Here is a 25,484-nt window from a genome sequence, read left to right as displayed (position 1 = left end):
CTCGACAGTGCTGCGTGGCGGCATTCCCCGAACCGGCCATTGGACATGGCGCGCAGCAATTCGAGTTGCGGAGCGCTGGCAGACTGTGAAAAATCCGGTGAAATATTAAAGGCCTAGGTTTGGAAATGATGAATATAGCGCTGCTCGATGCGAAAAGAACGCGATCTGTACTGAAGCGTCTGATCAAAGACTATGACGATATTCAGATCGCGGTAGCGTGGGGCTATAATGGGAAGCTCGCCGATCTCCTGATGGAGAACAGCGGAAAATTCCGTTCGGTCACGTTTGGCCTCAACGGTTTCGCGACCTCACCCGATCTGGTGGAGCGCTTGATCGGCACCAAGAATGCCTTCATTGCCAAGGCGGACAACGGCATCTTCCATCCCAAGCTCTATCTGTTTCAGGCCGGCGGCAAGGCGGAGGCAATTGTCGGAAGCGCCAATTTCACGCAAGGTGGTCTTGATCGCAACCATGAGGCTTGCGTCCACATTGAGGGGCCGGCCGACGGCGACATGTTCAAGCAGATCCAACGCGAGCTGTCAGGTTATGACGTGCTCAAGCAGCGCGTCACTCAGACGTTGGCGGACAGTTACCGTCGGCAATACGACGCGGTGCGAAGGCAGCGTGGCCAGCGCGACCCTATCCTCCCTAACGAGAAGAGTGGGGGGAAGGGCCTGACCTCGCCGCTGGCGATGATGAGCTGGAAAGATTTCGCAGCCATGGCGAAGATCGACCCGCATCATAACTTCAAGCGTCGGATGAAATTGCTTCGAGAAATTCAGCGCCTTTTTGCGAGCGTTGAGCGGTTCTCTGATCTCACGGCGACGGAGAGAAAGGGGATCGCGGGCACCCTCGGTAAGTCCGAGAGGATCGCCGCAGGTCTCGACATCCATGACTGGGGGTGGTTCGGATCGATGGGCGGCAATGGCGATTTTGCGGGCCTTATCTCAAGGCAGGACCGCCAGCTCAGCGACGCGGTAGACTGCATCCCCCGCAAGGACCCGGTCACTCGCGAAAATTTCGAGGAATATTGTCGGCGTTTCCGCAAGGCATTTATGGATGCCGACGCCCATCATGTTGGAGAGTTTCCGACGGCGACGAGGCTTCTTGCCATGAAGCGCCCCGACACATTTGTCTGCGCGAACGGGAAGAATAAGGGCAACTTGGCCAAGGCACTGAACTTTGCCCCTACGACGCTTTCGCTGGCGAATTATTGGGATCGGATCATCGTGCCGATCCAGTCGTCGCCTTGGTACAACGTGCCTCATCCCAGCGGCGGCGATGGCGAGTTGTGGGACTATCGCGTAGCCATGCTCGACACCCTCTACTATGATGAGGCCGCCTGACTTGGTCTTCGATGAGATGGACCGGCATCGCGCCGCGCCCTTATCTAAGCAACCCTCCAGCCGCCGCGATGCCGGCACGTCGCTGTACCGGCCCAGTGCGGACCTCGGTACTTTACGCAGTCACTGCAGCGGAGCTTCCCCAGACCGGTCCTTCGAGGTAGCGTGGGCTCTGATGTTATGATCGCCCCCAGCCGACGGCAAAAATGCAGGGCGGCAGGTCGCCGAAGAAGGTCAGCATCTGGTTCCGCCTCAGCTTCTTGCGCAACAGCGCTCGACCCGATCCGTCATCCCGATGATCTCGAAACACATTCTTCACCAGGTCGAGCCCAACCGTGGTAATCTCAAACATGACCGTCCTCCTTTGTGGATCATCGCAGACCAAGCTTGGCACATCGATGCCGTGGGGGGGGCGATCACATCAGCAGAGCCGTGCAGCGACACCATCGGCGGCGCCGCTGCGCGGGCTTTCAAGTGCCTGTGCCCTCCACGAGAAGGCCGAGCGCCGACTTCCGTATGATGCGTTGCTCGGGTGACCAGAGAGACAGAAGCGCGGTTGCGACAAGGTCCGGTGCCAGTGTGACGAGATCTTTTCCGAACTCCCCTTGCAGGATCTCGTCGAGTGCCTCGTAGTCCTCCTCCTGCGCGTCTTCGATCGCGGCAATGACATCTGCCAGGTCGTCCGACGAAATGTCGCTCCGCGGGTCGATAGAGCTTTCCGGGGTGGATTCCGGTAGGGGGCAGGATCGTATCACAAGGCCCTGACACCCCCTTCTTTCCTCCATTTTGAACTCTGTGCCGCCTTTGTGGTGGCGATGATCGCGGTGCGTCCGTTTGGGAGCCGTGACGGTGGCAAGAAATAGGGCTGATTACTTCACAAGCTGGCCCCGGTTTGCCGCCGCCACCGGTATTCGCCAGTGAGCAGGATGTGTGCCCAGCCGAGCGGCGAGATATGCGCCAGTAAATTGGGCGCACAATTCAACCCGGCCCGCTGACGCGCGGCGACGGCCTGACCGAGATGCTTGGTGTTCCAGTAGATGATGATGGCAGCGAGCAGGTTGAGGCCGGCCATGCGGTAGTGCTGCCCCTCGGCGGTGCGATCACGGATTTCGCCCTGTCGCCCGATGCGCAGGGCGTTTTTCAGGGCGTGATGGGCCTCGCCCTTGTTCAAGCCGATCTGGGCCCGGCGCTGCATGTCGGCGTCGAGTAGCCACTCGATGATGAAGAGGGTGCGTTCGATGCGGCCGATTTCGCGGAGCGCCACGGCCAGCTCGTGCTGGCGCGGATAGGCGGCGAACTTTTTGAGCAACTGACTGGGCGGCAGGACGCCCGTCGCCATGGTGGCCACGGCACGCAGGACGCCAGGCCAGTTCTGGACGATGACGCCTTCGCGGATCTTGCTGCCGATCAAGCCGCGCAACTCGTTCGGCGCGGTGGCGGGATCGAAGAGATAGAGCCGCGTTGACGGCAGATCCCGGATGCGCGGAATGAACCGGTAGGACAGCAGCGCGGTCACGGCAAAGACCTGGTCTGTAAAGCCACCGGTGTCGGCATACTGCTCCGAGATCTTTTGTCCGGCCTCGTTCATCAGCAGCCCGTCCAGAATGTAGGGCGCCTCGCTCACGGTGGCCGGAATGTTCTGGGTGGCAAAGGGGCCGAACTGGTCGGAGACATGGGTATAGGCCTTGAGGCCTGGCTCGGAGCCGTATTTCGCGTTGATGAGGTTCATGGCTTCGCCCTGCCGGGCGGCGGGGAAGAATTGCCCGTCACTGGACGCGGTGACGCCCCCGCCCCAGAATTGGGCCATGGGCAGCCGGGCCTGTGCCTCAATTACCAAGGCGAGGGCCTGGTTGATGGCATCGCTCTCCATATGCCATCGCGACAAGCGGGAGAGTTGGAAGTAGTCATGTGTGCTGGTCGCTTCGGCCATCTTGCTGAGCCCAAGATTCAAACCTTCAGCCAACAGCACGGTCAGCATCCCGATCTGGTCTTTGCAGGGCGCGCCGGTCTGCAGATGTGTGAAGGCTTCCGTGAAGCCAATATCTGCATCGACCTCCTGCAGCAGTTCGGTGATCCGTATGGTCGGCAACCGGTCGTAGAGATCGAGCACCAGCTCGTCCGCCTCTTGCGGCACCGCCGCACTCAGGCGGTCAGTTTTCAAGACGCCATTCTCGATCGACCCGCCCGGGATCGCCCCTGCGCGAGCCGCCTTGGCCAGTCGCGCCAGCCCGTCGGTCATGCGCGCCTTGCGATCGGCAAGCCAGGTTTCCGGGTCGAGCGGCACCGTCAGCCTTGGCGCGCCCTCTACCGCCTCCGCAGGAACCAGGGCCTGCTTCAGATCAGCGTAGCGCCGGGAATGGAGGAGCCAGATGTCACCCGACCGGAACGCCTCCCGCAAATGAAACAGCACCGCAACCTCCCAGAGCCGATGGCCGTCACCGGCGGCAGCGTTCAGATGGCGGTGCCATTTCGAGCCGCGCCGCAGAAAGCCAACTGGGCGGGTTTCGGGCTTTTCATCGTCTGCGATCAGCGCGGTCGCCTGCAGCAAGGGAGCTGCGATACCCGCCGCCTCGATATCGAGAACGCGCAGCATGCGCGGGGCATAGCGCCGGAACCGAAGATAACCTTGGCCAACATGGGTCAATGGGTCTGCGGCCATCGTGTGCGTCAACTCGGCGGCGGTGGCGACCAGCCCTTCGAGCCGACCCCACCCGCAAGCCAGCTCTGTCGCCTGATCCAAGGAAGACCCATCGCTTCTGGCGTCCAGCAGGGCCGACCCGAGAGATTTGAAGGCGCGCAGGGTGTCCTGCACCGCCGCCTTTGCGTCGGCGATTTTGGCGTCGCACAGCCTCTTCGCGCCCTGCCAGGTCTTGCCGACGATCCGGTCATGGGTCTCGACCACCGCGTCGGAAATCGCGGCACACCACTCGACGGCGCAAACCGCGAGAATGGCCAGGCGGCGGTCGCTGCTGATGTCACGCAGACCATCGGCAAAGTAGCGTTCGCCCTGACGCCGCAGGCCGGTCACCCGATGGGGTGGAATGCCCGCGAGGATATCTAGCGAGATGTTCAGATCCCGCAGAACCTCCAGCCGATCGAGGAGGCGGCCAACATCGGCCGAGTTCTGACCAACCTCGAATTGGCGCAGCCAGACGAACCGGCTGACCGTGCCATCGACCATCTCCGTGAGCAGGGTGTCCAGGCGGGCCTTTCTATCCTCATCCAGCCGGTTCACGATGGCGCTTTCGATCCGGCGTTCCGCCGCCACGAGTGCATCCGCGCAGAGGCGCTCGATCACGGACACACCCGGCAAGATCGTCTGGGTCCGGCGACACTCTTCGACAAACCGGCGGGCCAGATCATGGTTGGAGGTTGCCACCTCCGCCTCGCCTGCCAGCCAGGCCTTCAGTTCCCGCGCGCGATGCCCGGAGAACATCTTGAAGCCATAGAGCTGGCGCAAGTCGACCAAATGCCTGCGCCGCGTTACGTCGGTCTCGGCGTATCGGCAAAGCTCATCCATCTCTTCGCCAAGCTGTGCTGCGATGAAGCTGCTGATGGCCTCTGGAATGACCTCACCCGACGCCAACAGTCGGCCAGGATATCGGAAAGCACAAAGCTGAAGGGCGAAGCCGAGGCGATTGCGTGCATGGCGACGGGTTCGAATGAATTCGAGGTCATCGTCCGCCAGTGTGTAGTGGTAGAGGATGGTGGCTTCGTCTGTCGGCAGATCGAACAGCGCCGCGCGCTGGCGCGCGGTCAGGATAGAGCGTCTTGGCATACGAGTTTGTCCTTGTTAGTCATTAGTCTGTTCAGGACAATTCCCGCACCAGCAAAACCAACGACTTGCAAGGCCCGATTCAAAGGGGGTTCAAATGGGACAGCGCGCCGCTATCTATGCCCGGGTTTCCACGTCCGACCAGTCCTGCGAGCGGCAGGTCACGGAGCTCACCGCGTTCGCCGAGCGCGGCGGGTATGACGTGGTGGGAGTGTTCAAGGAAAAAGCCTCTGGCGCGTCCGACAATCGCGTTGCGCGCAACCGGGTACTCGACCTGGCGCAGGCACGACAAATCGACGCCATCCTGGTCAGCGAACTTTCTCGGTGGGGGCGGTCCACTCAGGACCTGCTGGATACCCTGAACAGGCTCGCCGGCTGGAAAGTCTCCGTTGTAGCCATGAGCGGCATGACCTTCGAAGTAGAGACGCCACATGGTCGAATGATGGCCACCATGCTGGCCGGGATTGCTCAGTTTGAACGCGATCTGCTCAGCGAAAGGGTGAAATCCGGGCTCGCCGCCGCAAGGGCGCGAGGAAAGAAGCTCGGTCGCCAGCCAGGACAACGCCCAAAATCCGACAAGCTCGCGCCAAAGGTCATTCAAGCCGTGGAAGACGGTCGATCATACCGATGGATCGCCCGCGACCTTGGGATCAGCAAAAATACTGTGCTCGATATTATGAAGCGGCAGCGACAGAGTTCCTTGTGATACGATCCTGCCCCCTACCGGAATCCACCCCTTTCCCAGCGCGCGAATAAGCCATCGCGGTCGTCGGATTGCCGAATTGCATCGATCAACTCCACAGTCCGCGAGGGGATGCCGCCCGTCGCGGCGAGAATGCGCCGTCGGTCTTCAGGTGTGTCGAGCGGGGTCTCCTCAATGGCATGAAGATGCACCCGGACCATCTCGGACGCCCAGGGGCGCAGGAAAACGGCCTGATCGCGGCGTCGCCAGGCAAGTCCTCTCATTTCCGGGTCGCGGGCGTCGAGTAAGATCACCGGCCGCAAGTGGCCGTCGAGAACCGGGCTCTGTCCCTTCTCGAGCCAGGAAAGGACGCTCCGAGCCTCTTCAGCGGAGGCGGGCGTATGGAAAACCACGCGCAGGCCGTTTGCAGGCTTCGACTTCGAGATGGCCGCTGTGAAAGCCTTGGTATCGTCGGTCGCGACGAACTCGATCCGGCGGTCCTTACGGTCGATGGGGAGCTGACCTTCCTCGTGGATCCGCTTCAGCGCCGGCGCGATCCTGTCCAGGCCCAAGATGGGAAGACCGCAGACGATACGCGAGCTTGTATCCGCATCGTCGAAGAGGGTCCCGATCTGCAGATCGGTCAATGGCGAGTAAGCCGGTGTCTTGCTCTTCGGGCCTTGGCCAGGAGCCTGGCAGGGGCGGCGATAGGTGCTTCGGTCATAGGAGACGGCTGGGTCCTTCTTGCTCAGGTCCTCGAGGGCGCGCACGATGTCATCGTAGGAGCCGAGCATGGCTGCGACCTGCCGCGAGCGCAGGCAGTAGCGCGCCCGCTCCGAGCCCGGCGCCGGGATCTTGCCGATCACGCCCAGTTCGAAGAGCTCGTCCAGCAGGACATCGAATGCGGCCTGTGTCGGCTGCTCGGCGCTCTTCGGCCAGAATGGACTGGCGTGATCGAGGAGTTCCTCCGGCGTGAAGCCGATCATGCGTGCCTTGAGCTCGTTGCCTTCCAGGTTCAAAAGCGCGAGCGTGTAGGCCACCAGGGCGTAGCGCGGATCGAGGTCCAGGGTGAGGTGGAACTTCTCCCGGACGCGCGCTTCGATCTGCTGGAAGTTGCGATGGCTGAACAGATCGTCGGTCGGGATAGCCCAGAGAGGCCCGTCCTCCGCAAGGCGGTATCCCTTCCCGCTGCCGGCACCATGCAGCGTGGACAGCAGGCCCTTGGCATATTCCTGGACGAGGGAGGGGAAGTAGTTCGCCCAAGCGAGGATATCCTCGACGGCCTGCAGGCTTTCGAAGCGGAACCCGGCCGACCGCATCGGCTCCACCACGAGGTCATAGGCGGCGCGCTTGTCGTCCTGGGTCCGGTTCAGCGGACCGATGCAGATGGGCTGCCCGAGATGCGCAAGTGGCGAGTTGGGCTGACGGTGCATCCGCTTGACGTTATGGAGGCCGGCGAAGACGACCTTGAAGCGGCGCCCGGTGTCTTCCATGAGTTCCTTCAATCGGCCGAGCTCGGGGTAATCGGCTTTCGTTTCCGAGGCCATGAAGTAATCCGTCTCGTCGAAAAGGCAGATGATACGCCCTTCGGGATTCTTGACGAGCCAGCCGCGGATATCCCTGCAGATATCATCCGCCGTCCTGCTCTCCTTCCGGACGACGCCGTAATCGGACAACATGCCGTTGAGATGGCTCCAGATGGCGGAGGTCTTCTCGGAGTTGCCCAATGATTTGACGTCCCGGCGGACGATGATGCGGTTGTCTTCCAGGGAGTGATGGGTCCTGGCAATGTGGCTGAGCAGGGCGGACTTGCCCAGCTGGCGGCCGCCGTAGACAAGGCAGCCGTCGGCCGTCCTCGACAGGATGTCACGCATCTCCGTTTCACGCCCGAAGAACATCTCCGGGGGGATCTGGCCGGGATCGGTCGTGTAGGGCTCGACCCGGCCATAGGGCAGGCCGCATTCGAAGATAGTGCGGGCCCTGGTCTCGCGCCGCGTGGCGGCGAAAGCGATGAGCGCCTCGTCGATGAGAAGGGCCGGGATGGCCTGTCCGCGCAGGCGCTCAGCGAACTCGTGGCGCCGCGCCATGTCAATGATGCCAGCCACGAGGATGATGGTCGGGGCCTCGGGATCGAGGGCCTTCTGAATGGCCTCGGGAAGCGTGTCCGGGCTGATCAGCAGCAGCCGGTAGGATGTGGCATTCGATCCGAAACTGGGCGGCAGGAACCAGCCGTCGGAAACGACCTTGCCGTTGAGGCGCATGGTCCAGGCCTTGGGGCGCCCGAGCGAGGTGACGTTCGAAACGCGTGCGTCCTCGAAGCCGAGGTCCTCGAAGAGGGCCTTGAGTTTGGTAGAGGGTGCATTGCTGCTCTTGGCGGATTTGCAGACCTCGTGGAAGAGCTCCAGCAATGCGGCGGCCGGTGCACGGCGGTCTTCTTCGGTCTTGAGTGGGCCTTCGCGGGTGAAAGCAAACTTGTAGCCTTCGGTCGTTCGCGGCCAATCCGGGCCGGAGGCTGCCGTCACAAAATCCGGGGTGAACGCCGCGACGAGACCGTCGATTTCGGCTTCCATGGTGGCCGCCGACCGGCCGTCGCGAAGCTGGGCAATACGATCCTCGGCGGCCTCGAGCGGGATATCATCGATTTCATCGAGGAGATTGTCGGCATCATCGGCGTTGGCCTCGGTGCGATACTCCTGGATGCGTTCAACCTGGTCGTCCCGGATAGCCTGTTCGATCTTCTCGGAAATCCTGTCGATTTCCTCCACGCCTTCGGGAATCTCGGGGAGGTCGGCGATTTTGTCGCCACTTTCGAGGCCCAGAAGATCGTCACGCGCGGTTTCACACCAGTCGAGGCGGCGCGCCAGTTCCTGTTGATGCGCGTAGTCGACCTTTGCGAGCGTCTTGAGGCGCCGGTCGCGCGTTTCGATCTGCGCCAGCCAATGATGTGCAAACTCCCTGGCCCTGGACTTCAATTCCGTCGTGTCGCCGATGTCGTAGCGTGAGTTGAGCCGCTGTGCGGTCTCGAACGCACCGGAGGCGAGCGCCGCGGCGAAGGCGGCCTCGGGCTCCTGGACCTGGCTGTCCTCGAGGATATGGCGCCAAGTGTCGAGGCGCGTCTTGGGATCCTCGAGCCTGCTGTGCAGCTGCGCGGGCAGGAGGTCGTGTTCAGCTCCGAGGGCGTCCTGCAGCGTCGTGAATTTTCCCGTGTCGCGGCCGGACAGGGCCTCGAGGGCCAGGTCGACCTGGTCCCGGAGCCAACCGGCAGCAGCGGCATCGAGATCGTCCGCACCTGAAATCCCGTCGAGCATGTCGCGGGCGCTGCCGAGGCGTGTCCTCAGGTTGCCGATGGTCTTGCGCAGTTTCTCGTTGTTGCGCTGATCGTTGCTGCCTTCCTGTTCATCGGCACTGATCCAGGCGCCGAGAAGGGCGCGTGCCTCGTCGAACTGCTTGTCGAGGTATTCGAGACCTTTCGGGTGGATGCCGGCGGTCGGCTTTCCGACATCCGCGGCGTATTCGATCGACCGGTCCTGGATCATGCTCGTGTCGCCGAGTTCATCGATGGCGCGCTGCGCCCGGCTTGCAGCATGCTTGCTGCCCGCCTGGATATCGCGGATCGCATGCCCGATCAGCCCGGCGTCGGAGACGACATGATGCATGAACTGGTTGGCAAAGGGCCAACGCGATTTCTTTCCGGCTGTGATGTCCCGCCAGGCAAGGAGCCTTTCAAGGATCCGTTTCTTCTGCGGAACGAGGCGGGTGCCGGAAATCTCCGCCAGCTTGTCCGGGCTTGGCGGGAAATCGTAGTCGAGTTGGGAGACGGCTTCTGCCACGCGCATGAGGTGGGCGCCGAGCGGCCCCCGGGCCAGATCGACGAGAGAGGCTCTGAGCGTCTGGTTGCTCACGACGATGGCGGGCCTGAGCAGCGCGCCGAGGGTCAGGACAGCCGAGATGTCGTTGTGTGGCTGCAGCGCGCGGGTGGCCATGTTGAGGAAGCTGTGCGCTTCCTGTCCATAGTTCCGGTGCGGAAAGCGCGACGCGGCGGCAACCTTCAGGGCGGTATGGCTGATGAGCCAGCGGCTGCCGTTCGTCTCGAGTGCTGCGGCGGCATTGGCGGCGATCCCGAGAAGGTCCTTCGCAATCAGATCCTTTAGGCAGGCGGGATCGATCGCAGGCGCCGTGGGTTCGCGGTCTGCATCCGCCGCATCCGGTGTGCTGGCACTCTTTGGCTCGACCTCGGCCGCGTCGGTTTGCGTCTCCTCGGTGGCGGGCTTTGCGTCGGCCATGGGCTCAGGATCGTCTTCGGCCAGCGTGTCATCACCGGGCTCGGCGATTTCGCGATCCTCGACATCCTCGCTCGGGCTTTCCGCTTCCAACGAAGCGAGGTCCGCAGGGAGTGTCTCTGCCTTCGTGTCCATGTCAGGCTTTGGCTCGCCCGCGAGATTGTCGCTTTCCGCGGGCTCTTCGGCGGGAGAGGTTGCGATCTCCTCGTCGGCGCCAGGCAACGGCGACGTCTCGTCAACGGATGCCGTGGCTGCATCGGCCGCGGTCTCCTCGGCTTCCCTGACCGGGCCTTCTGGCGTTTCGGCGGAAGGCCGGGAGGCCTTGCGCACGCCACCCTGGACGATTGCCAATTCCTCGTCTTTGCTCTCAGGGTAGGGGAAAGAGGCGATTTCCGTCTCGAAGCTCTCGATCTCTCCAAGCAGGGCAAGCTCCATCAGGGCCTGCATCTGCTTTTTCAGCTGCTCACCGGCCTCGAGGCCTTCGGATATGATTTCTGCCTCTTCGGCCAGGGCGCGCAAGGCGCCGTAATGCTTGTTCGCCGTCGCTTCTGCGATCTGCGCTTCAACGAGGCCCTGCCTTTCACGCATCTCCAGAGCTTCCTCCTGGTAATGCCTGAGCTTGAAGGCGAGGCCGCGCAGCCTGGGGTCGTCCAAGCAGGCGAAGGCCGCGTCATCGATCGTCTCGGAAGATACTTCCAGGCCGAGCGTGTCCAGTGCTTCGGTGAAGCAACGAGGATCGGCAGCGGGGGGAATATCCATGAGGTCCGCGGTCTTTTGCGTGATGCGACCGATCATGCGGAGAAAGCCGGCGGACGGTGCCACCTCGTAAGCCGCCAGGATTGTTTTCAGCAGTATGGAAAGCCGAGATGGGTCAAGTTGGTTGGAGGCCCCCTTTTCGAGGAGGTAATCCAGCGACTTCATAATGACGATCTCGACGTTTGCCCAGTCGGCCCGATCACGGATGGCGAAAAGTTCATCCGCAAGATCCTTTTCGGACCCCTTGCCGAAGAACAAAATCTCGACAAAGTTGATGTATTCCTCGTGGGGTGGATTACTAAGGCAGTGGACGGAGTATTCGAAGAAGGCTCCAACCCATAGATCAGTTGCAACGGGCCCCGGTTCGACGAACTCTCCGAGGCGATCCATGAGGCTCTGGTTGGTTCTCAGTCTCAACTTGTCGGTCGGAAACTTGGCGACGAAACGCGAGAGCTTTTCCGCATCCAATTTCAGTTGGGCGTGCCCAGGTTTCGATTGAAGCCTGTTCTTGGCGACGCTCATCTCCAAGGCAGGAAAGGTCGCTGGGTCTTTCTCGGCGCGCTGCATGAGTTCGGTGTAGACTGCGAGAGGGTTCTTCGGGTCCGCATCGAGATTGGCATGGGAGACGATGAACTTCATGTCCCGTGCAGAGAAATGCCCTGCCTTGGCGAGGAAGGATGGGGCATCCGGTACCAGTTCGAGAATAGGAAAGCTTGGCATATCATTCGGGAGCCCCTCCTCGGGGTCGTATGAGGCAAAGATCGCGCGGAGGCGATCCTCGGCAAAGCAACTCGTGCCCAAGGTGAGAAGAGACGGATCAGAGGGCATTTCCTTGGGCATGTGTCTAATTTTCCTCCTCGTTAAAGCGGGCTTGCGGGCGTGATCTTGAGCCCGGCGTCGATCAGGATGGTCTCGATCCAGGCCAGGGCTGGATGGCGCTCGAAGTCCAGCCAATAAGCCTGGTTGGAATAATCGTTCAGGCAGCGCGTGCAACTCTTGCGGCAGTCCGGGTTGGCACAATCGAGGATCTTGCGCGCGGCGAAGAGCAGGTCCCGGACCATGAAGCCGTCTTCCCGGGTCAGCCGCGTGGCATAGCCCGCACCTCCAGAGACCGCATCGTAGAGCACGATGACGAGACGGCCGTCGAGGCGTTGAATCAGAGCCTTTATGTCCCTCGGGTCTGTCTCGAGCAGGTCGGCGGCACCGAGGCGCAAGGCTTCCTGAAGGGTTCGCCCGAGGGAGCGGTGACTGGAGAGATCCATGCCCTGTGGGCTGCGTGGCGTGCTGTCAAACATGAGTGAACGGACATCCGTCTCGAATATATGCGCAAGATCTACAGGATAGATCTTCGCATCGGGATTGGCTCGGCAGACTTGTCCGGTGCGCGGGTTGGTGTGCTCGCCGAGCTTCTGCACTGTCTGCCACATGCGATCGGGCGGACCGCCGCCCCGCACTGGCACTGCGTGTTCGCAGGATCCGCACCAGGCAAAGCCGCCCTTGTGGCGCCCGCGGTTGACCGTGAAGATGCGGCCGAGTTCGTGTTCGGGACGGTTGGATCCCGGCGCGTGGAAGGTCAGCAGGCCGGGGATATCCGTTGCGGCGTAGGCCGCGCGCGGGGCCTCAGTCAATAGCAGAGCTTCGTCGGAGACTACGGGCCGAATACGGCTGGCGCCCGGGTCGCGCCCGTCGCTGTCTGTAATCGAGGTCAGGAACCCGTTCGGGCGGATGAAGTTGCGCGTTCCGGCGTGTTCGGCGAAGCGCGTGCCGCATTGTTGACACTCAGGTGCGGGATCGACGCCGAAATTGGTAATCTGGGGTGACTTGCAGGCCTCGCAGATTCGGTAGCGGGCGCGTTCCACGAAGGCGTCGTCTCCAGTGAACCGGGAGCGTTTCGAGATGCCGACACTGGTCCAGACGCGGCCGCCGGCGACGACTTCGGAGCCAGGCGCGTATTCGGCGATGCCGATCTGTCCGTCGCGGTCAAGCTCGAGAAGAGCGCTGTCCGCGGTCTGGCCAGCGGCGTTGAGCACTTCGAGGCTCACCGAATGCACCGGGAAGCTGTAAGTCGGGATGACCGCGCGGCGCGAGAGCTGGTCGACCAGGAACTGGTTCATGTAGAGTTCCTGCTGCGTCCTGAGGGCGCGCGTCGCGCGGTCGATCTTCAGGATGGCCTTGCTGTCGGTCTTGTCGGTCTCGAGCCGCTTCTCCTCGAGGTCGTCGATGGCCGATTGCATCACGCCCCAGCGGCCCCAGGCGGCATCTGCGAACCCCATCACGCGGTCGCGTATCGTGCGGCGCAGCCCGTCGGCATCGAGGGCAATCCCCGACAGGGCATCGGGGAGGCGTTTGCCGAGATCTGCGGCCGCCTGGGTGTCCAAAGTGGCTTCCGTGAGCCATCCGTCGAAATCGGCATCGAAGTCCGCCCGGGCCGGTGCATCGAGTACCTGTCCGAGGACATCCCTGAGCCTCGGGGCCCCTGATCGCGCGTAGCCGGAGAGCCGGTGCTCGAGGAAACGCGCGAGCAGCATGGCCACCTGGTGTCTCTGGAAGAACCCAGCATTGTCGAGCGAGAGGTAGGGAATGATGGGTTTCGCGGCGAGATAGCGGCCGAACTCCTCGTAGGCCGCCCGGTCGAAGCGCCCGGAGCGCGCGGTGGTCATCACGATGGGGGCGACCTGCGCGCGGCGTCCCGCCCGTCCGGCACGCTGCTGGTAGTTCGCGATGGAGGGCGGGACGTTCTTGCAATGCACGGCTTCCAGGTCGCCGAGATCGACGCCCATCTCCATCGTCGTCGTGCAGGAGAGAAGGTTGACCTCGCCGGCCTTGAACTGTTCCTCGATCACCGATCGCACTGCGCCCGCGATGGCCGCCGTGTGCTCACGGGCAATGCCGAGCCGCGGATGCTCACGGTAGCGGGCGACGTAGTGGTTGCGCTCGCCCAATGTGTGCCGGTCTTCCATGGACACCTCCTGGAGCGCCCCGTCGCATTTCATCGACTGGCAGACCCCGGCGGTGTCGGCTTGCGTGCGGGCCCCGCACTTGGTGCATTGGTAGAGCCTGACCGCGCTGGAGGGCAGGAGGAGAAGATCCTTGTCGAACTTGAGGCCAAGCCCGGTGCCGTGCTTTTCGGCGAGCGAGCGTGGCCCTTCGATGGCCTTCCAGAAGGCGACGAGGACATCGTGGATCTCGAGCGGGGAGATCGATGTCCAGCAGGCCGTGGCCATCTTCTCGAGCAGACGTGTAAAGCGGTTCCTGAAGCCGCTCGCCGGGATCAACGCGAGGGGAAGATCCGTGCGCGGGTTCCGCTCGCGTGCGATGCATCGGCCGCGTTGGGAGGCGATGCGGGTCCAAATCGATTCATCCTCAAGATCGATCATCCCCGAGGCTTTCTCTGCGACGGCCCGGTGTTCGCGCGCCATCTTGAGCAGGTATCGTACGAAGGCTTCGGCGTGCGGTTTCATGGGCCCGGGCATGGCCTTCTCAACCGCCCGGACCGGTCGCGCGATCTGCCGGAAATCGACACCGATGAGACCAAATCCCTCGAGGCTGAGGCGCCCCTTTCCGAAAACGGTCAGCTCGGCGACAATCAAGGCCTTAAGGCGCTGATACTGGTTGGTTCCGGTTTCCAGTATCGGGACGACACCGGGCCGGTAAAGCCGCAGCCCGTCTTCGCGCAGCAGCCGCTCGACCGCGCCCACGAGGTTGTCGAGATCGATCGGACCATCGCGCTCCACGGCACGGAGCATGGCCGCACGGATGGCCTGTTCGCGCGAGGTGCGTTCGAAAAAGGGAGCGAAGAAGGCCGCGTCCTGGCGGTTGTCCGAGAAGACCAGCAGGTTGCGCCCACCCATCGGCGGGCTCTCTCCGCTGGGCTTCTCCGGCATGGCCTCGAGCAGGGTCTGCGCGGCCACGGCCGCGATGGCCTCGTCGCCGGGCCGTAGCCGCGTGATGGGCTCCAGGTGGCGGCTCGGGAAGTGATTGCAGCTCACGCATCGCTTCAGGTAGCGCGTGCCGTCATCGGGATCCTCGGAAAGCTCGACGGACTCGAGGACAACGGCGCCGGGCGTGTCCTCGTCGAGTGGCTCGCCGGTTGCCGGGTCGATGTGCAACAGGAGCGGCTCGTCGGCGCCCTCTTCTTCGCCTTCCTCCTCGGCGTCGGCGACCCCCTTAACAAGGCGAAGCAGCTGCCTTGGACCCGAACCTGGCTGCGGTGACAGGTAAGCTCCGCCCATGAAGGCCTCCAGGTAAGGCTCTCCGCAGTTGCGGCAGGTGAAGAGCTCGAAGGCCGGACGCTCCTGCTCGTCGCGGTCCGCACCGATGACGATCTCGGAGACCTGGTCATCCCTGTCGGCAGCCAGAACGACGCCGACCCGGTCGGGCGCCCGGGAAATCAGGTGGTAACGGGCGGGAAGCAGGGGAAAGACCGCCTGGTCTTCGCTGATGGCAAGCACCCCGATCGCGATCAGTCCGGTCAGAGCCGGGATCGCGTCCGACCCGGCATCCGGAAAGACCTCCTCGGCCAAGACATGGAGCGGCACGGCGCCGTCTTCGAGTTTTCCGGCGATCCTGCTGATCTCCTCGAAGCCGCCAAGCCTGGCGATCAGGGCGTCCCCGAGCGGCAGGGTCTCGTCCAGGCAGAGCTCGGGGAGGTCGAGAAGATCCGCCTCGGAATTCCAGGCCTCGGTGTCGAGGGGTGTTTCGTTGCGCTTCGCTTCGCGCGCGATGGTGGCAAGCTCCGCGGCCTCGGCCCAGCGTTTCGGGGAGAGGCCGCTCGGCGCCGGCGTGGCGGAGAGGGCAGGATGCATCTTGCGCTGGGAGGTGATCACCGAGGCTTCCCCGCCGAAGGGTTCTCCGAAGAGGTTGCTGGCGAAATTCGCAAGTTCACCCTTGCGCCCCGGGTCCAGGGAGGCCGATGTCCCGATGCAGCGTATGGTCCCGTCCGGGACACCCAGGTGCGCCTTGAGGCGCCGAAGCAGGAAGGCTACTTCGATCGCCTGCGCCCCGGCATAGGTGTGGATCTCGTCGAGCACGATCGTGTTGAGGCGCGCGTCGGCCAGAAGCGGGCGATTGGTCGGCAGGAGCAGGATATGCTCGAGCATGGCGTAGTTGGTGATCAGGATATGGGGCGGCGCCGCGCGCATTTCCTTGCGGGAGAGCTTCCAGTTCAACGGCACATCGGCCTCCTCGCCGAAGATCTCCTGGAAGGTGGGCGTTTCCCGAAGTCGTGTGATCTCCTCGTCCCGCGTGGCATTGGCCTTCACCTGGCCGGTGTAGCGGCCGAGCGTGATGCCGGGATCCCCGAGGTCGCGGAAAAGCAGGGAGGCGATCCGGTTGAGCTGGTCGTTGGCCAGTGCATTGAGGGGGTAGACAAGGATGGCCCGGACCCCGGGGCGCGACAGGTCGCCCTGCTTGAGGATCTGGTCGATCATTGGGTAGAGGAAGGCCTCGGTCTTGCCGGAGCCCGTCCCGGTCGCAACGAGGTAGTTCTCGTCGCGCAGCAGGGCGCTTTCCTGGTGGGCATGCAAGGGTCGTGACCAGACCGAGCGGGCATTGGTCGCAAAGGCGGACCATTGCGGCGCAAGGAAACCATCGCCGGCAAGCGCCTGGAGGCTGCGACCCTTTTCGAAGTCGGGCAGCATCTCGACATGGGGACCCTTGACGAATTGCATGCGCGCGACGGCGTCCCGGACCTGGCGGGCGAGCTCAGGCGCGCGGATGTCATTGATCGGCGAACTGGTCGACACGAAGCGCGCCATGGTCGCGTTGAGGTGATCTCGAAAGGCATTCGGGTCGAGGTCTGTCATGTCTGTCTTTCGTGCTGTTGTGCGGCCTGGGACCAGAGCCCGCGGAAGTAGACGAAGAATTCGATGCCCGCACGCAGCATCAGTGTCAGGGCCTGGCCGATCTCGGCCCGAGGCAAGCCGGTGCGTGTGCAAAGCGCATCGACATGGGCGTCAGTCTCTCGGAGCGCCGCTGCGCGGGCAAACCGCTCGATCGCAGCTGCGATGCGGGCCGGCAGCGGATCACCACCGCCGCCGTTGTCAAAGGATCTCAGGCGATCGAGGTCGGCGACATGGGCGGCAGCGATGAGACGCACGGTCCCCGTCAGTAGATCGTCGGTGACGATATCTCGCAGGTCCGTATCTCCCAGGCGATATCGAAGTGCCTGGAACGCCGCTTCGAGCCTGTCGGGAGCAAATGGGAGAGGCATGTCGCTCGTGGCCGCGACCTGTTCCAACCATGACTGCATTGGCTCGTCGCCTCGGGGGTCGGGAAGTCCCGTTACCTGGGGTTGGCTCGCGAGTTGAGCGAGCGGGGCGAGGCCGGAGCCCGCGTTCAAGCCCGAGAACGCAGTGCCTGAGGCCTCGAAAATCCATGGAGCCGCTCCGGCAAGATCGTGCCGCGGCGCACACTCCTTGATGTCGGGCATGTCGAGGAGTGCGGCCTTGATCGGGCCGATCATCCGCGAAGGCGAAATCTCCCGGATTGCCTGCTCGTAGGCGGGTTGGAGGGCCGACCGGACCTGGTCCCCGAGAGCGAAGGGACTCTTGTGGGCGAGAAAGCCGGCAAGGTTTTTCAGGCAGGCGATATCGGCCTGGTCGGTATCGCCTGGCAGGCCAAGGGCGATATCCGCTCCGTCGCTGTCCTTGAAAGGATGAAATGTGTCTTCGCCGGTGGCGCGGTAGAGCAGCCGCATCCGTCCGGGGGCCGCCGCGGGATCCAGGGGCAGGGAGATTGCGAGGCGCTTTTTCGTGGGGTCGTGGCGCACCGAGAGGCCGTGGAAGGTGGGCAGGGGAACGGGCCTGCGTCCGAGGGAATGGTCGGCGACCACGGATGCACCATCCGCCCTGCGAACATCGATCCGAATGGCATCGATCTCACCGCGATAATCGAGCGACAGGTCGAGCCGGTCGTCTTCCATGGTGAGGTCGATATTCCGGGGGTCATCGACATGGCGGATCCTGGCGAGAAGATCGATCCGCCCGTCCTTCCTGCGCAGGGCGATCCTGTCGTCGCCCGTCGCCTCCTCCAGGAGGCCGGCGCCGATTTCCCAAGACGTCCGGCCGATGAAAGGTCCTCGGATTTCGGTCCCGAGCGCAAGGATGTCGGCATGTTGGTCCGTCGAGCGGACCGTCAGCGTGTCGTGGGTGGACGCGTGGCCGAACACGAGGACCTTGCCCCTTGGAACCCGCGAGCGGGTTTGGGCGGGGACGTGATAGTGCCAAAGGTCTTCGCGATCGAGGCGAAGGCTGAATTCCCGGATTTCACCCTCTGCGGAGACACCGATAACAGGGGTCTCGACATCGGCCCGATCGTCGACGACGAGACCTTCCGGGGCTTCTCGAAGCCCGACGCTATGGGCAGGGAGGTAGTTGGCCGGGCAGGGCAGAACCGCGGGATCTCCATCGATCCGCGCCACGCCGGGCCATATCCAAGCGGTGGCCGAGAGTTCTGCCCGCGCGGCCGCATCCCCGGCAGCGCCCGGGGCGAGGACATCGAAGCGGATCTTTTGAGGAGCGTCGGTGATCGAGAGGCCCAGGTCTGCGAAGGGAACCCGCGCGATACCATCGCTGTTGACCGTGATTTCGCGGAACCGGCGCACCTCGCCGAGGGTTGCTCGAAGAATGCGGCTGCGTCCACCGATCTCGGCATCGAGCTTGACGACGACAGCGCCCTCGCAGGAGAGCAATCGGCGAGATCCATCCGAGGCGAGGCTGCGCGCGTCGAGCCAGATCGATGCTTCATCGGGCGCCGATATCTCGAGGTTTTGCCCATCTTCGAATTCCAGGGTCTCTCCGTTCACGGTCCAGGCGACCCGGAAGTCGGGATCTTCCGCCGGAATGGCAGGCCCAAACGAGGGCGATGAGAAGGCGTGCCGGGACAGGATGACAAGTCGTTCGGCAGAAACGGTTGTTATCCTTGCGTCCTGTCGCTCGCGAGACAGCAGTGCCCCTGAATCTGCGTCGAACAGGAGAATTTCTCCGGGTTGAGGTGCGAGATGAATGTCCTGTGAGTGGTTCCTGCAACGCCACGAGAGCTTTTCCGGCCACGGCGCCGGGATGCGCGTGATGCTGCCGGCTGCGACGGGCATCGGGAAAGCTCCCAGGGTGATCGATTGCCTATGCCGGGAGGGTTCCGGCTCCACGGCCAGTTCCGCTCCTGACCAGAGAACCTTCGGCGGTGCGACGATATCCGATCGCTTGCGGAGGAAGGAGGCGATGGCGCAGTCGTAGGCATCGAAGAGCAAGCCCTCGCGCTCGCCGTTGGCCGCCTCGCCCCGACGCCAATGGTCGAAGCGTTGCGCGATGTGGGCGGATTGGTCGAACCGGACAGTTGCCTGGATGCGGGTGTGGTTCGGACAGCGGACGGTCACGGCTCGTCGTTGCCAGGCGCGCGCTGAGGCGGTGTCTTCTGTCGCCGGAGGTCCATGATGCAGGGCCATCCAGACCAGCGCGTTTGCAAGTATCCCTAACTGCGCCTGGGCGGGGCCCATCGCTGCGAAAAAGAGGCCGGTGGGCTGGTTCGACGTTGGTATGGGTAGGCCGATCCGCCGGGCGGCTTGGCGATACCGGCTCTTCAACCTCTCAATATCATTTTGATCGCCGCCCACTTGTCCGAGGAAGGAAGTGATATGACGGTAGACGCCCTTTCCGTCCTCCGCGTAGTTCCGCGAGAGGGGCAGCAGGACGCCCCAAACACCAAGTGTCGGAAACTTGTCCAGGATCATGAAGATCGAGTAGGATTTTAGTGCCTTTTCGGCGGCATGTTGAAGACCGGGCGGTATAGGCATGTCGAGTATAAAAGGTGTCGAGCCGGCGCCTGTACGAAGCGTGACCATGGCGGCTTCGATTTCGGGTAGCGAATTCTGATTGGATGGAGCCGTCGTCACTTGGCCTTACTTCCTCTGACCTGCCCCCTGCTGGTCCCTCGTTCATAACGAGAACCTGCAGGTTGTATCGGGATATTCGGCTTGCTCGTCTGACGCAAGCGCGCCGGGCGCGGAGCCCTCAAATTGCTCAAGCGTCCGGCGCGCTTACTGCAGTGTCTGGTTGGCCAGGGACGAGTGTGGCCGGACCGTATTGTAGTCGTATCGCCAGAGCGCCAGATTGCGCCGCGCATCATCCAGGCTGCCGAATATCTCCTCGTTCAGTAGCTCGTCCCGCAGGCTGCCGTTGAAGCTTTCGATAAAGGCGTTTTGCTGGGTCTGGCCCGGATCGATGTAGTGCCACGGCACGGTGTTCTCGTCGGCCCATTTCAGGATGGCCCGACTGGTGAACTCCGTCCCATTGTCACTGACAATGCAGCCGGGCTGGCAGTAGATCCGGATCAGTGCGGTGAGCTCGCGCGCGACCCGAGCGGTGGAACGTAATATCCGTGTCCTTGCTTGGCGACCGTAAGGGCCGCGAGGCGATCCTTCGCGCCCGCGTCCAAGACGTCTCGCGGCTTGTTGAACTGCAATGTGCGTTCGGCTTCGCCAACGAGGTTTTCGAGCGACTTCCAGAAGAACGTGTCATCCGAAAGCCTGTAGAGCACAAGAATCACAGGAAGGTTGGAGCCACGCCAGTAGTCGAAGTCCGAAGCGCGAACACGATAGGTGAATCCGGCCTCCGTCTCACCGGCATAGGCACTACTCTCAGAAGCCTTGACCTGAACAGCGATCATCTTGACCGTCGGCTGATCACCGTCCATCACCTCAGCGATGCCGTCGATCCCGGCCTCCAGCCGCGACCGCCCATCAAACTGAAACCCAATTCGCACGAATTGAAGTTTGGCTGCCTGCTCTCCGATTTCTCTGGTTGGTTGTGATCCTCTTGTTCAAACCTGGATACCCGAAAAAGTAATTCTCGAGATGTATCACATTACTTGTGGCAGCATAAGGTGTGGGCTACAAGATGTGCCGGATATCGTCAGAATGCGTCAAGTTGCACAAATCGCCTTTAGAGAGATCCGCTGCCATACTGCACGACGCCAACTTTCGCGTCCACCGATCGGCGGCATTCATCATCCCGTTTCGAGCTTTGTAGCTCCAACGCGGCTTGCAGCAATTTGCTGCCTACCGCCTTGACAGTCGATCATGCCAGCACAGAGCGGAAAAGCACTCGCTGAGTGTCTGCTTCTACAGTGAGTCTGGGGGCGCATTCGCACACACAACGAACTTCCGGTTTCCGTCTCCGCGTAGGTCGCGCCAAGCGTTGCCGCCTTATCTTGGCGGAACGTCCGTTTCTAAAGGTTGGCGAGGTTGGGTTCGCACGTGCAGAGAAGGTCCGGAATCCGCCCAAACTTTCATAGTCCAGCGAGGGAAAACACGCCGACCCTGCTCCTAACCTGGACGGGTGATCACATGGCGATCCATCATAGATAGCTGCGCGGATCATATTTGCGCGGCGAATGGATTACGGATCGTGATCCTATCGGCCACCCTGAATCCATCCTGCATGTCCTCTGACAGCAGGATGTCACAGCCAGCCAGTAGCCCGGCTGCAACGATCATGGCGTCATAGACAGACAGCGCGTGTTTCCGCGCCAGGGCGATACCAAGGTCATGAGTCTCATAGGTCAGCGGCTCGACGGTCACAAATTCACGGATCATCAGCAGAAACTCATCCGTCTGCGCCCAACTCATCCTGAATTTTCGCTGCGTGACAGTCGCAATCTCGTTCAGCACCTGGACGCTGACGGTTCCGCCGCCGGGCAGCAGCCCTTCGGTAATGTCTGCCTTGGCACGGTCGTCGGAGAGGAGATAAAGCAGGACGTTCGTGTCGAAGAACCTACCTGGCATTCGCCTCGTTCCGGTCGAACCGATAGCCCTTGGGCATCAATCCACGAAACTCGCGCAGGCGAGCCAGGATTTCTTCGGGGTCACGGCGTCGATGAACCTCAAAATGCCCAGCACCGGCTGCGGTGATCTCGATCTCGTCACCCGCCTTCAGCCCGAGTTCCTGGACCATTCGCGCAGGCAGGCGGACGGCCAGAGAATTACCCCATTTTGCGATCTGCATGGTTTTCGGCCTCGCCCTGAATGATACACATCTTGGAAAATGTATATCCTGATGGTCGGCAGTGCAATCAGTTATGCGATCACAACTCGTGTCCGAGATCCTTGCGACGCGAAACGTGATGCTCGTCAGCCTCCTGCTCGGCCATTTTCTCTTTGACCTGCCGGGTCTGGGCGAGGGTCATGCCAACCGACTGATGGGCTTCGCCCGCCGCCGCGACCGCGCGCGCGATGGCCCGGCGCTGACCCGCATCAGGGAAATCGACGGCCAGGGCCTTGGTGTCACCCGCCGTCATCCGCGCCATGGCATTCTCGCCATAGCGTTCTCGGAAATCCGATCCGAAGCGCGCTGCATGCTCGTCGTTCTGGAACTCGACCTTGCCGTGTTGGGCATGGGCTTCGGCCATGGCGGACAGGGTGCGGGTCAGCTTGTCGCTCGTGCCCTCCTGCTCGATCGGCACCGCGCGAGAAATCGTGCGGGCAGCCGCCGCATAGAAGGTATCGACCAGCTCGGCCGCCCTGCCCCGCCCTTCCTCAGAAGACAGATCGATCTTCTTCGCGTCGGCCACGGCCAGAATATCGGCCTTGATCCATTCGCGCTCCTGCCAGGCATTCGCGGCGCCGGTCTCCATCCGGGACTGGATCACAGTCGGATCGAGACCTGCTTTCTCCGCGGCCGCCCCAATCTGCGTCGTCATTTCGCTCACACCATCCGGCCCGATGACCTTGTGCTTGTCCTGGACGGAAATCCGATCCTCGCCCATCTGGGCCTGATAGACCGGCGTGCGCGGGGCATGGCGCATCAGCTGCGCACCGCGATTATCGCCCAGATCGCGCACGATCTCCGAGGCAATGCCATACAATTCTTCACGCATTTCGCGCTGCTCCTGCACGGGCAGGCGCGAAATGTCCTTTTCGCTCTCGTCCAGCCAGTTTCCGAAGGCATTGGCCAGATCGCCGCGATTGCGGATGGTCTCGAGGTCCATGACGATCTCCTGATTGCGGTGATTGATGATGCCGCCCTGCTCAAGCAGGTCGGCCGCGGCTTCGATCTTCCGGGCCAGATCCTCGTCGCTGATGAGGGTGGCCACGACTGCGAGACTGCGCAGCGTGTCGATATTGCGCTGGATCTGGTCGAGCGCATCGCTGAGCGCCCTGCCCTGCCGGCGTGCCTCAATGGGCTCGCGCCCTTCGCGTGCGGCCCGCTCGATCTCGGCCCGCGACGGGCCATAGGTCAGAACGCCGCGATCCAGGCGGCTGCTCTTGTCAAGAAACATCCCGTGCCCGGCCGCGATCTCGACCAGCCGTTCCTTCATGAAATCCAGATTGAACGCATGGTCCTTCGCCATGAAAAACCAGTCGCCATTTTCCAGGCCCCGGTTGTTCACGACGACATGGACATGCCGATTGACGCGATCCGTATGCAGGGCTGCGACATAGGCCCATTCCTCGCCATCCGAATGCAGTCCCGACTGGAACATCTCCATGCACCATTCCTCGACCACCGGCCGGGCACGCTCGCCGCTCACATCGAAGGGGAAGGAAACCAGCAGATGCGTCGTATGGCCGTTCTTCGGGTCGCCGGTCCATTCATCCGACCACTGATCGACCACAGCCTTGCGCTGATCGCCGTCGAGTGTCCGGGCCCGCGGGTCCAGATCGGCCATATTGCCGAAGACCGCCGCCGCCTTGGAAAACAGGTAATCCAGCTGGTTGCCAAGCTGCTTTCCGGTGTGCGTGCCGCCATTGTGGATCTTCTTCAGCACCACCGCATTCGAGCCCTGGGCGACGCGCCACAGGCCCGCCGCCCGCCCGGAAAATTTCGGCTTCGGGGTCATGAACCTGTCGAACTCGCGCGCGACCTCGGCCTGTTGGAAGGCCAGCATACCCGCCCCGCCCTGCCAGATCGGAAACTCGATCTCGCCGATCAGCGCCTTTGCCAGCCCACCCCGGTTCATGCTTCACCCTCGATGAAGGCTTTGAACAGTCGCACTCCACGACGCCGTTGCTCGCTGACCACCGCCTGAAGGAAGGTGCGCACCTTCGGCATGGTGAGCCGCAAATCGTCCAGGGCGTGCATCTGACGCTTCGCCAGCTTGATCTTCCGAGTGTTGGCAGCAAAGGCGATCTGGTTGATGTTGACGCCAATCTTGTGAAGCTCGTGTTTGATTGCCTCAAGCTCCGTCGCCTGTTCAGGCGGAAATTCGAGCATCCCGACACTGGATCGCAGCAAGGTGCGCAGCACATCGGAACGACTTTCTGTGCCAAGAACCCCTTTCAGCCTGTCCAACTGGTGCACCTCCTCGGGGGATAGCCGCACGGTAACGACACTTCCATAGGTCGTGGTCGCCTCGGATTGACGCAGTTTCAGGGCCTTTTCCTTCTTGATCGCCTCAGGCGCGGCACCAACCGCGTCAGCAACCGTGGAAACAGCCCCGCCCGCCTTCAACTGGCGGATGGCCTCTGCCTTCTGGTCTTTCGTCAGCGATTTACGCGCCATCAATAGTCTCCTGACGATGGCGGTCAGACGGTTTGTATACATTCCGCATTTCCTGCCACTTCCCCATATGTGCCAGAGTAACCCAAGATCGCGGGCATAACAAACAAAATCGCAACCAAAGGTTGCGTCCGCTGTCGCGATCACAGGGATGCTCGGTGCGGCACATATGGTCCGTTTGCTTCAATGAAAAAACAGCGCCGGCACGCCGGCACCGCTGCAGGCGCCAAAATGGCGCTGCCACCTGTGTCCAGTGGAAACCTGGGGTGATCCGCAGCCCCGCTATGGGGATCCTCTCAATCGATAAGAAATCGCGTTGCCGCGACCTCGCTCCTCACGCAGGGCTTGTCGGAAGAGCCCCTGCAGGTCGGCGGTGCCGCGAGCCCCAAAAGGTAAAGAGGCCCCTGCCCTTTGGCCGGCACCGATGCGGTCGAAACCAAATCCGTGACAGATTGAGACCAGTACAGAAGATCGTGCGCCTACGGCGCAAGATATCTGGGCAGGCGAAGTTTAGGGGCGTTGCCCCTCGCTCTGGCAAGGGAAATCGACAGAACCGGGTCCTCGCCGCTGGCGCGGCTGCGGGCCGCACCACTTCCATCGATTCCCCTTGCCAGAGCTACCCCCAGTCTCGGCGACGGCCAGACCCCGAAAACGAATGTTTTCGGGGCTGTCCCAATTCAGGGTGCCCCATACCGTTGGAGGGGAAAATGGCCGATGCTGCTGGACGGGATTGCGGGGAGATGAGCCAAGGACTGCGCCTGTCGCGTGTTGCGGAACTGATCGATGCGATCCATGCATGCCATCCTGACGATGCCGAGCATGTGCTGTCGGTCGTCCTGGAGGATTGGCAGACCGGCACACCCATGCCACCCTTCCTTGACGCCATGAGCGATGCAGAGTTCTGGGCCAACGGCGCGACCTTCGAGAATCTGTGTGCGGTGTTCCTGGCAGCAGGACAAAAGCTGGCGCGGTATCCGCTCGGGCCGCGCGGCCGGATCCGCATGATCCGGAGATTGATGGCTGGTCTGAGAGCCTGATCGGAAATGAGTTGGGTGATTTCAGCGAGTTATGATTCTGTTTGTTTGTGAGAACGAACGGAGATCATGATGCCCTGGACCGAAATCACCCGGAAACGATACGAGCGCAAAGCGGCTC

The 25,484-nt window shown here is 62.4% G+C and carries 13 protein-coding genes and 2 pseudogenes; 3 read left to right on the top strand and 12 right to left on the bottom strand.

Annotation, left to right across the window (positions count from 1 at the left end; genetic code table 11):
* Positions 1–125: 125 nt before the first annotated feature.
* Positions 126–1,346 (top strand): phospholipase D family protein, encoded by a 1,221-nt coding sequence (locus IT41_RS14190; RefSeq protein WP_036742602.1) that lies wholly within the window; start codon positions 126–128, stop codon positions 1,344–1,346.
* A gap of 181 nt (positions 1,347–1,527) precedes the next feature.
* Here IT41_RS14190 and IT41_RS20810 read toward each other — a convergent pair.
* From IT41_RS20810 to IT41_RS14175, 3 genes and pseudogenes are all read right to left on the bottom strand, one after another.
* Positions 1,528–1,695, bottom strand: a pseudogene (locus IT41_RS20810) (IS110 family transposase); the annotation flags it as partial.
* A gap of 118 nt (positions 1,696–1,813) precedes the next feature.
* The gene (locus IT41_RS14180) at positions 1,814–2,128 is read right to left on the bottom strand and encodes a hypothetical protein (protein ID WP_036742600.1); all 315 of its coding nucleotides are present in this window, start codon (positions 2,126–2,128) and stop codon (positions 1,814–1,816) included.
* A gap of 89 nt (positions 2,129–2,217) precedes the next feature.
* A complete protein-coding gene (locus IT41_RS14175; protein WP_027238574.1) occupies positions 2,218–5,121 on the bottom strand; it encodes a Tn3 family transposase in 2,904 nt (967 codons plus the stop codon).
* Positions 5,122–5,215: 94 nt separating this feature from the next.
* Between IT41_RS14175 and IT41_RS14170 the strand changes: the two genes are divergently transcribed.
* Positions 5,216–5,824, top strand: coding sequence for a recombinase family protein (locus IT41_RS14170; protein WP_036742596.1), 609 nt, complete (start codon positions 5,216–5,218; stop codon positions 5,822–5,824).
* A 14-nt stretch (positions 5,825–5,838) separates the two neighbouring features.
* On the opposite strand, the gene IT41_RS14165 is transcribed toward IT41_RS14170, so the two are convergent.
* The 9 genes and pseudogenes from IT41_RS14165 to IT41_RS14125 all read right to left on the bottom strand — a co-directional run bounded on the left by IT41_RS14165 (position 5,839) and on the right by IT41_RS14125 (position 24,332).
* Positions 5,839–11,676 (bottom strand): hypothetical protein, encoded by a 5,838-nt coding sequence (locus IT41_RS14165; RefSeq protein ID WP_036742594.1) that lies wholly within the window; start codon positions 11,674–11,676, stop codon positions 5,839–5,841.
* Between the two features lie 20 nt (positions 11,677–11,696).
* Positions 11,697–16,640: a DEAD/DEAH box helicase gene (locus tag IT41_RS14160; protein ID WP_036742592.1), complete on the bottom strand. Its 4,944-nt coding sequence runs from the start codon at positions 16,638–16,640 to the stop codon at positions 11,697–11,699.
* Positions 16,637–19,726 (bottom strand): hypothetical protein, encoded by a 3,090-nt coding sequence (locus IT41_RS14155; protein WP_139221706.1) that lies wholly within the window; start codon positions 19,724–19,726, stop codon positions 16,637–16,639. Before IT41_RS14155 ends, IT41_RS14160 begins: the two co-directional genes overlap by 4 nt.
* Positions 19,727–19,768: 42 nt before the next feature.
* Positions 19,769–20,200: pseudogene (locus IT41_RS14150) on the bottom strand (integrase core domain-containing protein); the annotation flags it as partial.
* Entirely contained in the window at positions 20,164–20,625 is a 462-nt protein-coding gene (locus IT41_RS21640) for a DUF4365 domain-containing protein (RefSeq protein ID WP_414811555.1), read from the bottom strand. The gene IT41_RS21640 and the pseudogene IT41_RS14150, both read right to left, overlap by 37 nt.
* Positions 20,626–21,208: 583 nt before the next feature.
* The gene (locus IT41_RS14140) at positions 21,209–21,616 is read right to left on the bottom strand and encodes a PIN domain-containing protein (protein ID WP_036742585.1); all 408 of its coding nucleotides are present in this window, start codon (positions 21,614–21,616) and stop codon (positions 21,209–21,211) included.
* Positions 21,606–21,836 (bottom strand): AbrB/MazE/SpoVT family DNA-binding domain-containing protein, encoded by a 231-nt coding sequence (locus tag IT41_RS14135; RefSeq protein WP_036742583.1) that lies wholly within the window; start codon positions 21,834–21,836, stop codon positions 21,606–21,608. The genes IT41_RS14140 and IT41_RS14135 overlap by 11 nt, the downstream gene beginning before the upstream one ends.
* A 79-nt stretch (positions 21,837–21,915) precedes the next feature.
* Complete coding sequence (locus IT41_RS14130) at positions 21,916–23,790, bottom strand: relaxase/mobilization nuclease domain-containing protein (RefSeq protein ID WP_036742581.1); 1,875 nt, start codon at positions 23,788–23,790, stop codon at positions 21,916–21,918.
* Entirely contained in the window at positions 23,787–24,332 is a 546-nt protein-coding gene (locus IT41_RS14125; RefSeq protein WP_175496426.1) for a ribbon-helix-helix protein, CopG family, read from the bottom strand. The genes IT41_RS14130 and IT41_RS14125 overlap by 4 nt, the downstream gene beginning before the upstream one ends.
* A gap of 704 nt (positions 24,333–25,036) precedes the next feature.
* Between IT41_RS14125 and IT41_RS19520 the strand changes: the two genes are divergently transcribed.
* Positions 25,037–25,366 (top strand): hypothetical protein, encoded by a 330-nt coding sequence (locus tag IT41_RS19520; RefSeq protein ID WP_139221705.1) that lies wholly within the window; start codon positions 25,037–25,039, stop codon positions 25,364–25,366.
* Positions 25,367–25,484 lie beyond the last annotated feature (118 nt).

The sequence above is a fragment of the Paracoccus halophilus genome (assembly GCF_000763905.1).
Taxonomy (GTDB): domain Bacteria; phylum Pseudomonadota; class Alphaproteobacteria; order Rhodobacterales; family Rhodobacteraceae; genus Paracoccus; species Paracoccus halophilus.
This window is presented reverse-complemented; position numbering and strand designations above follow the sequence as displayed.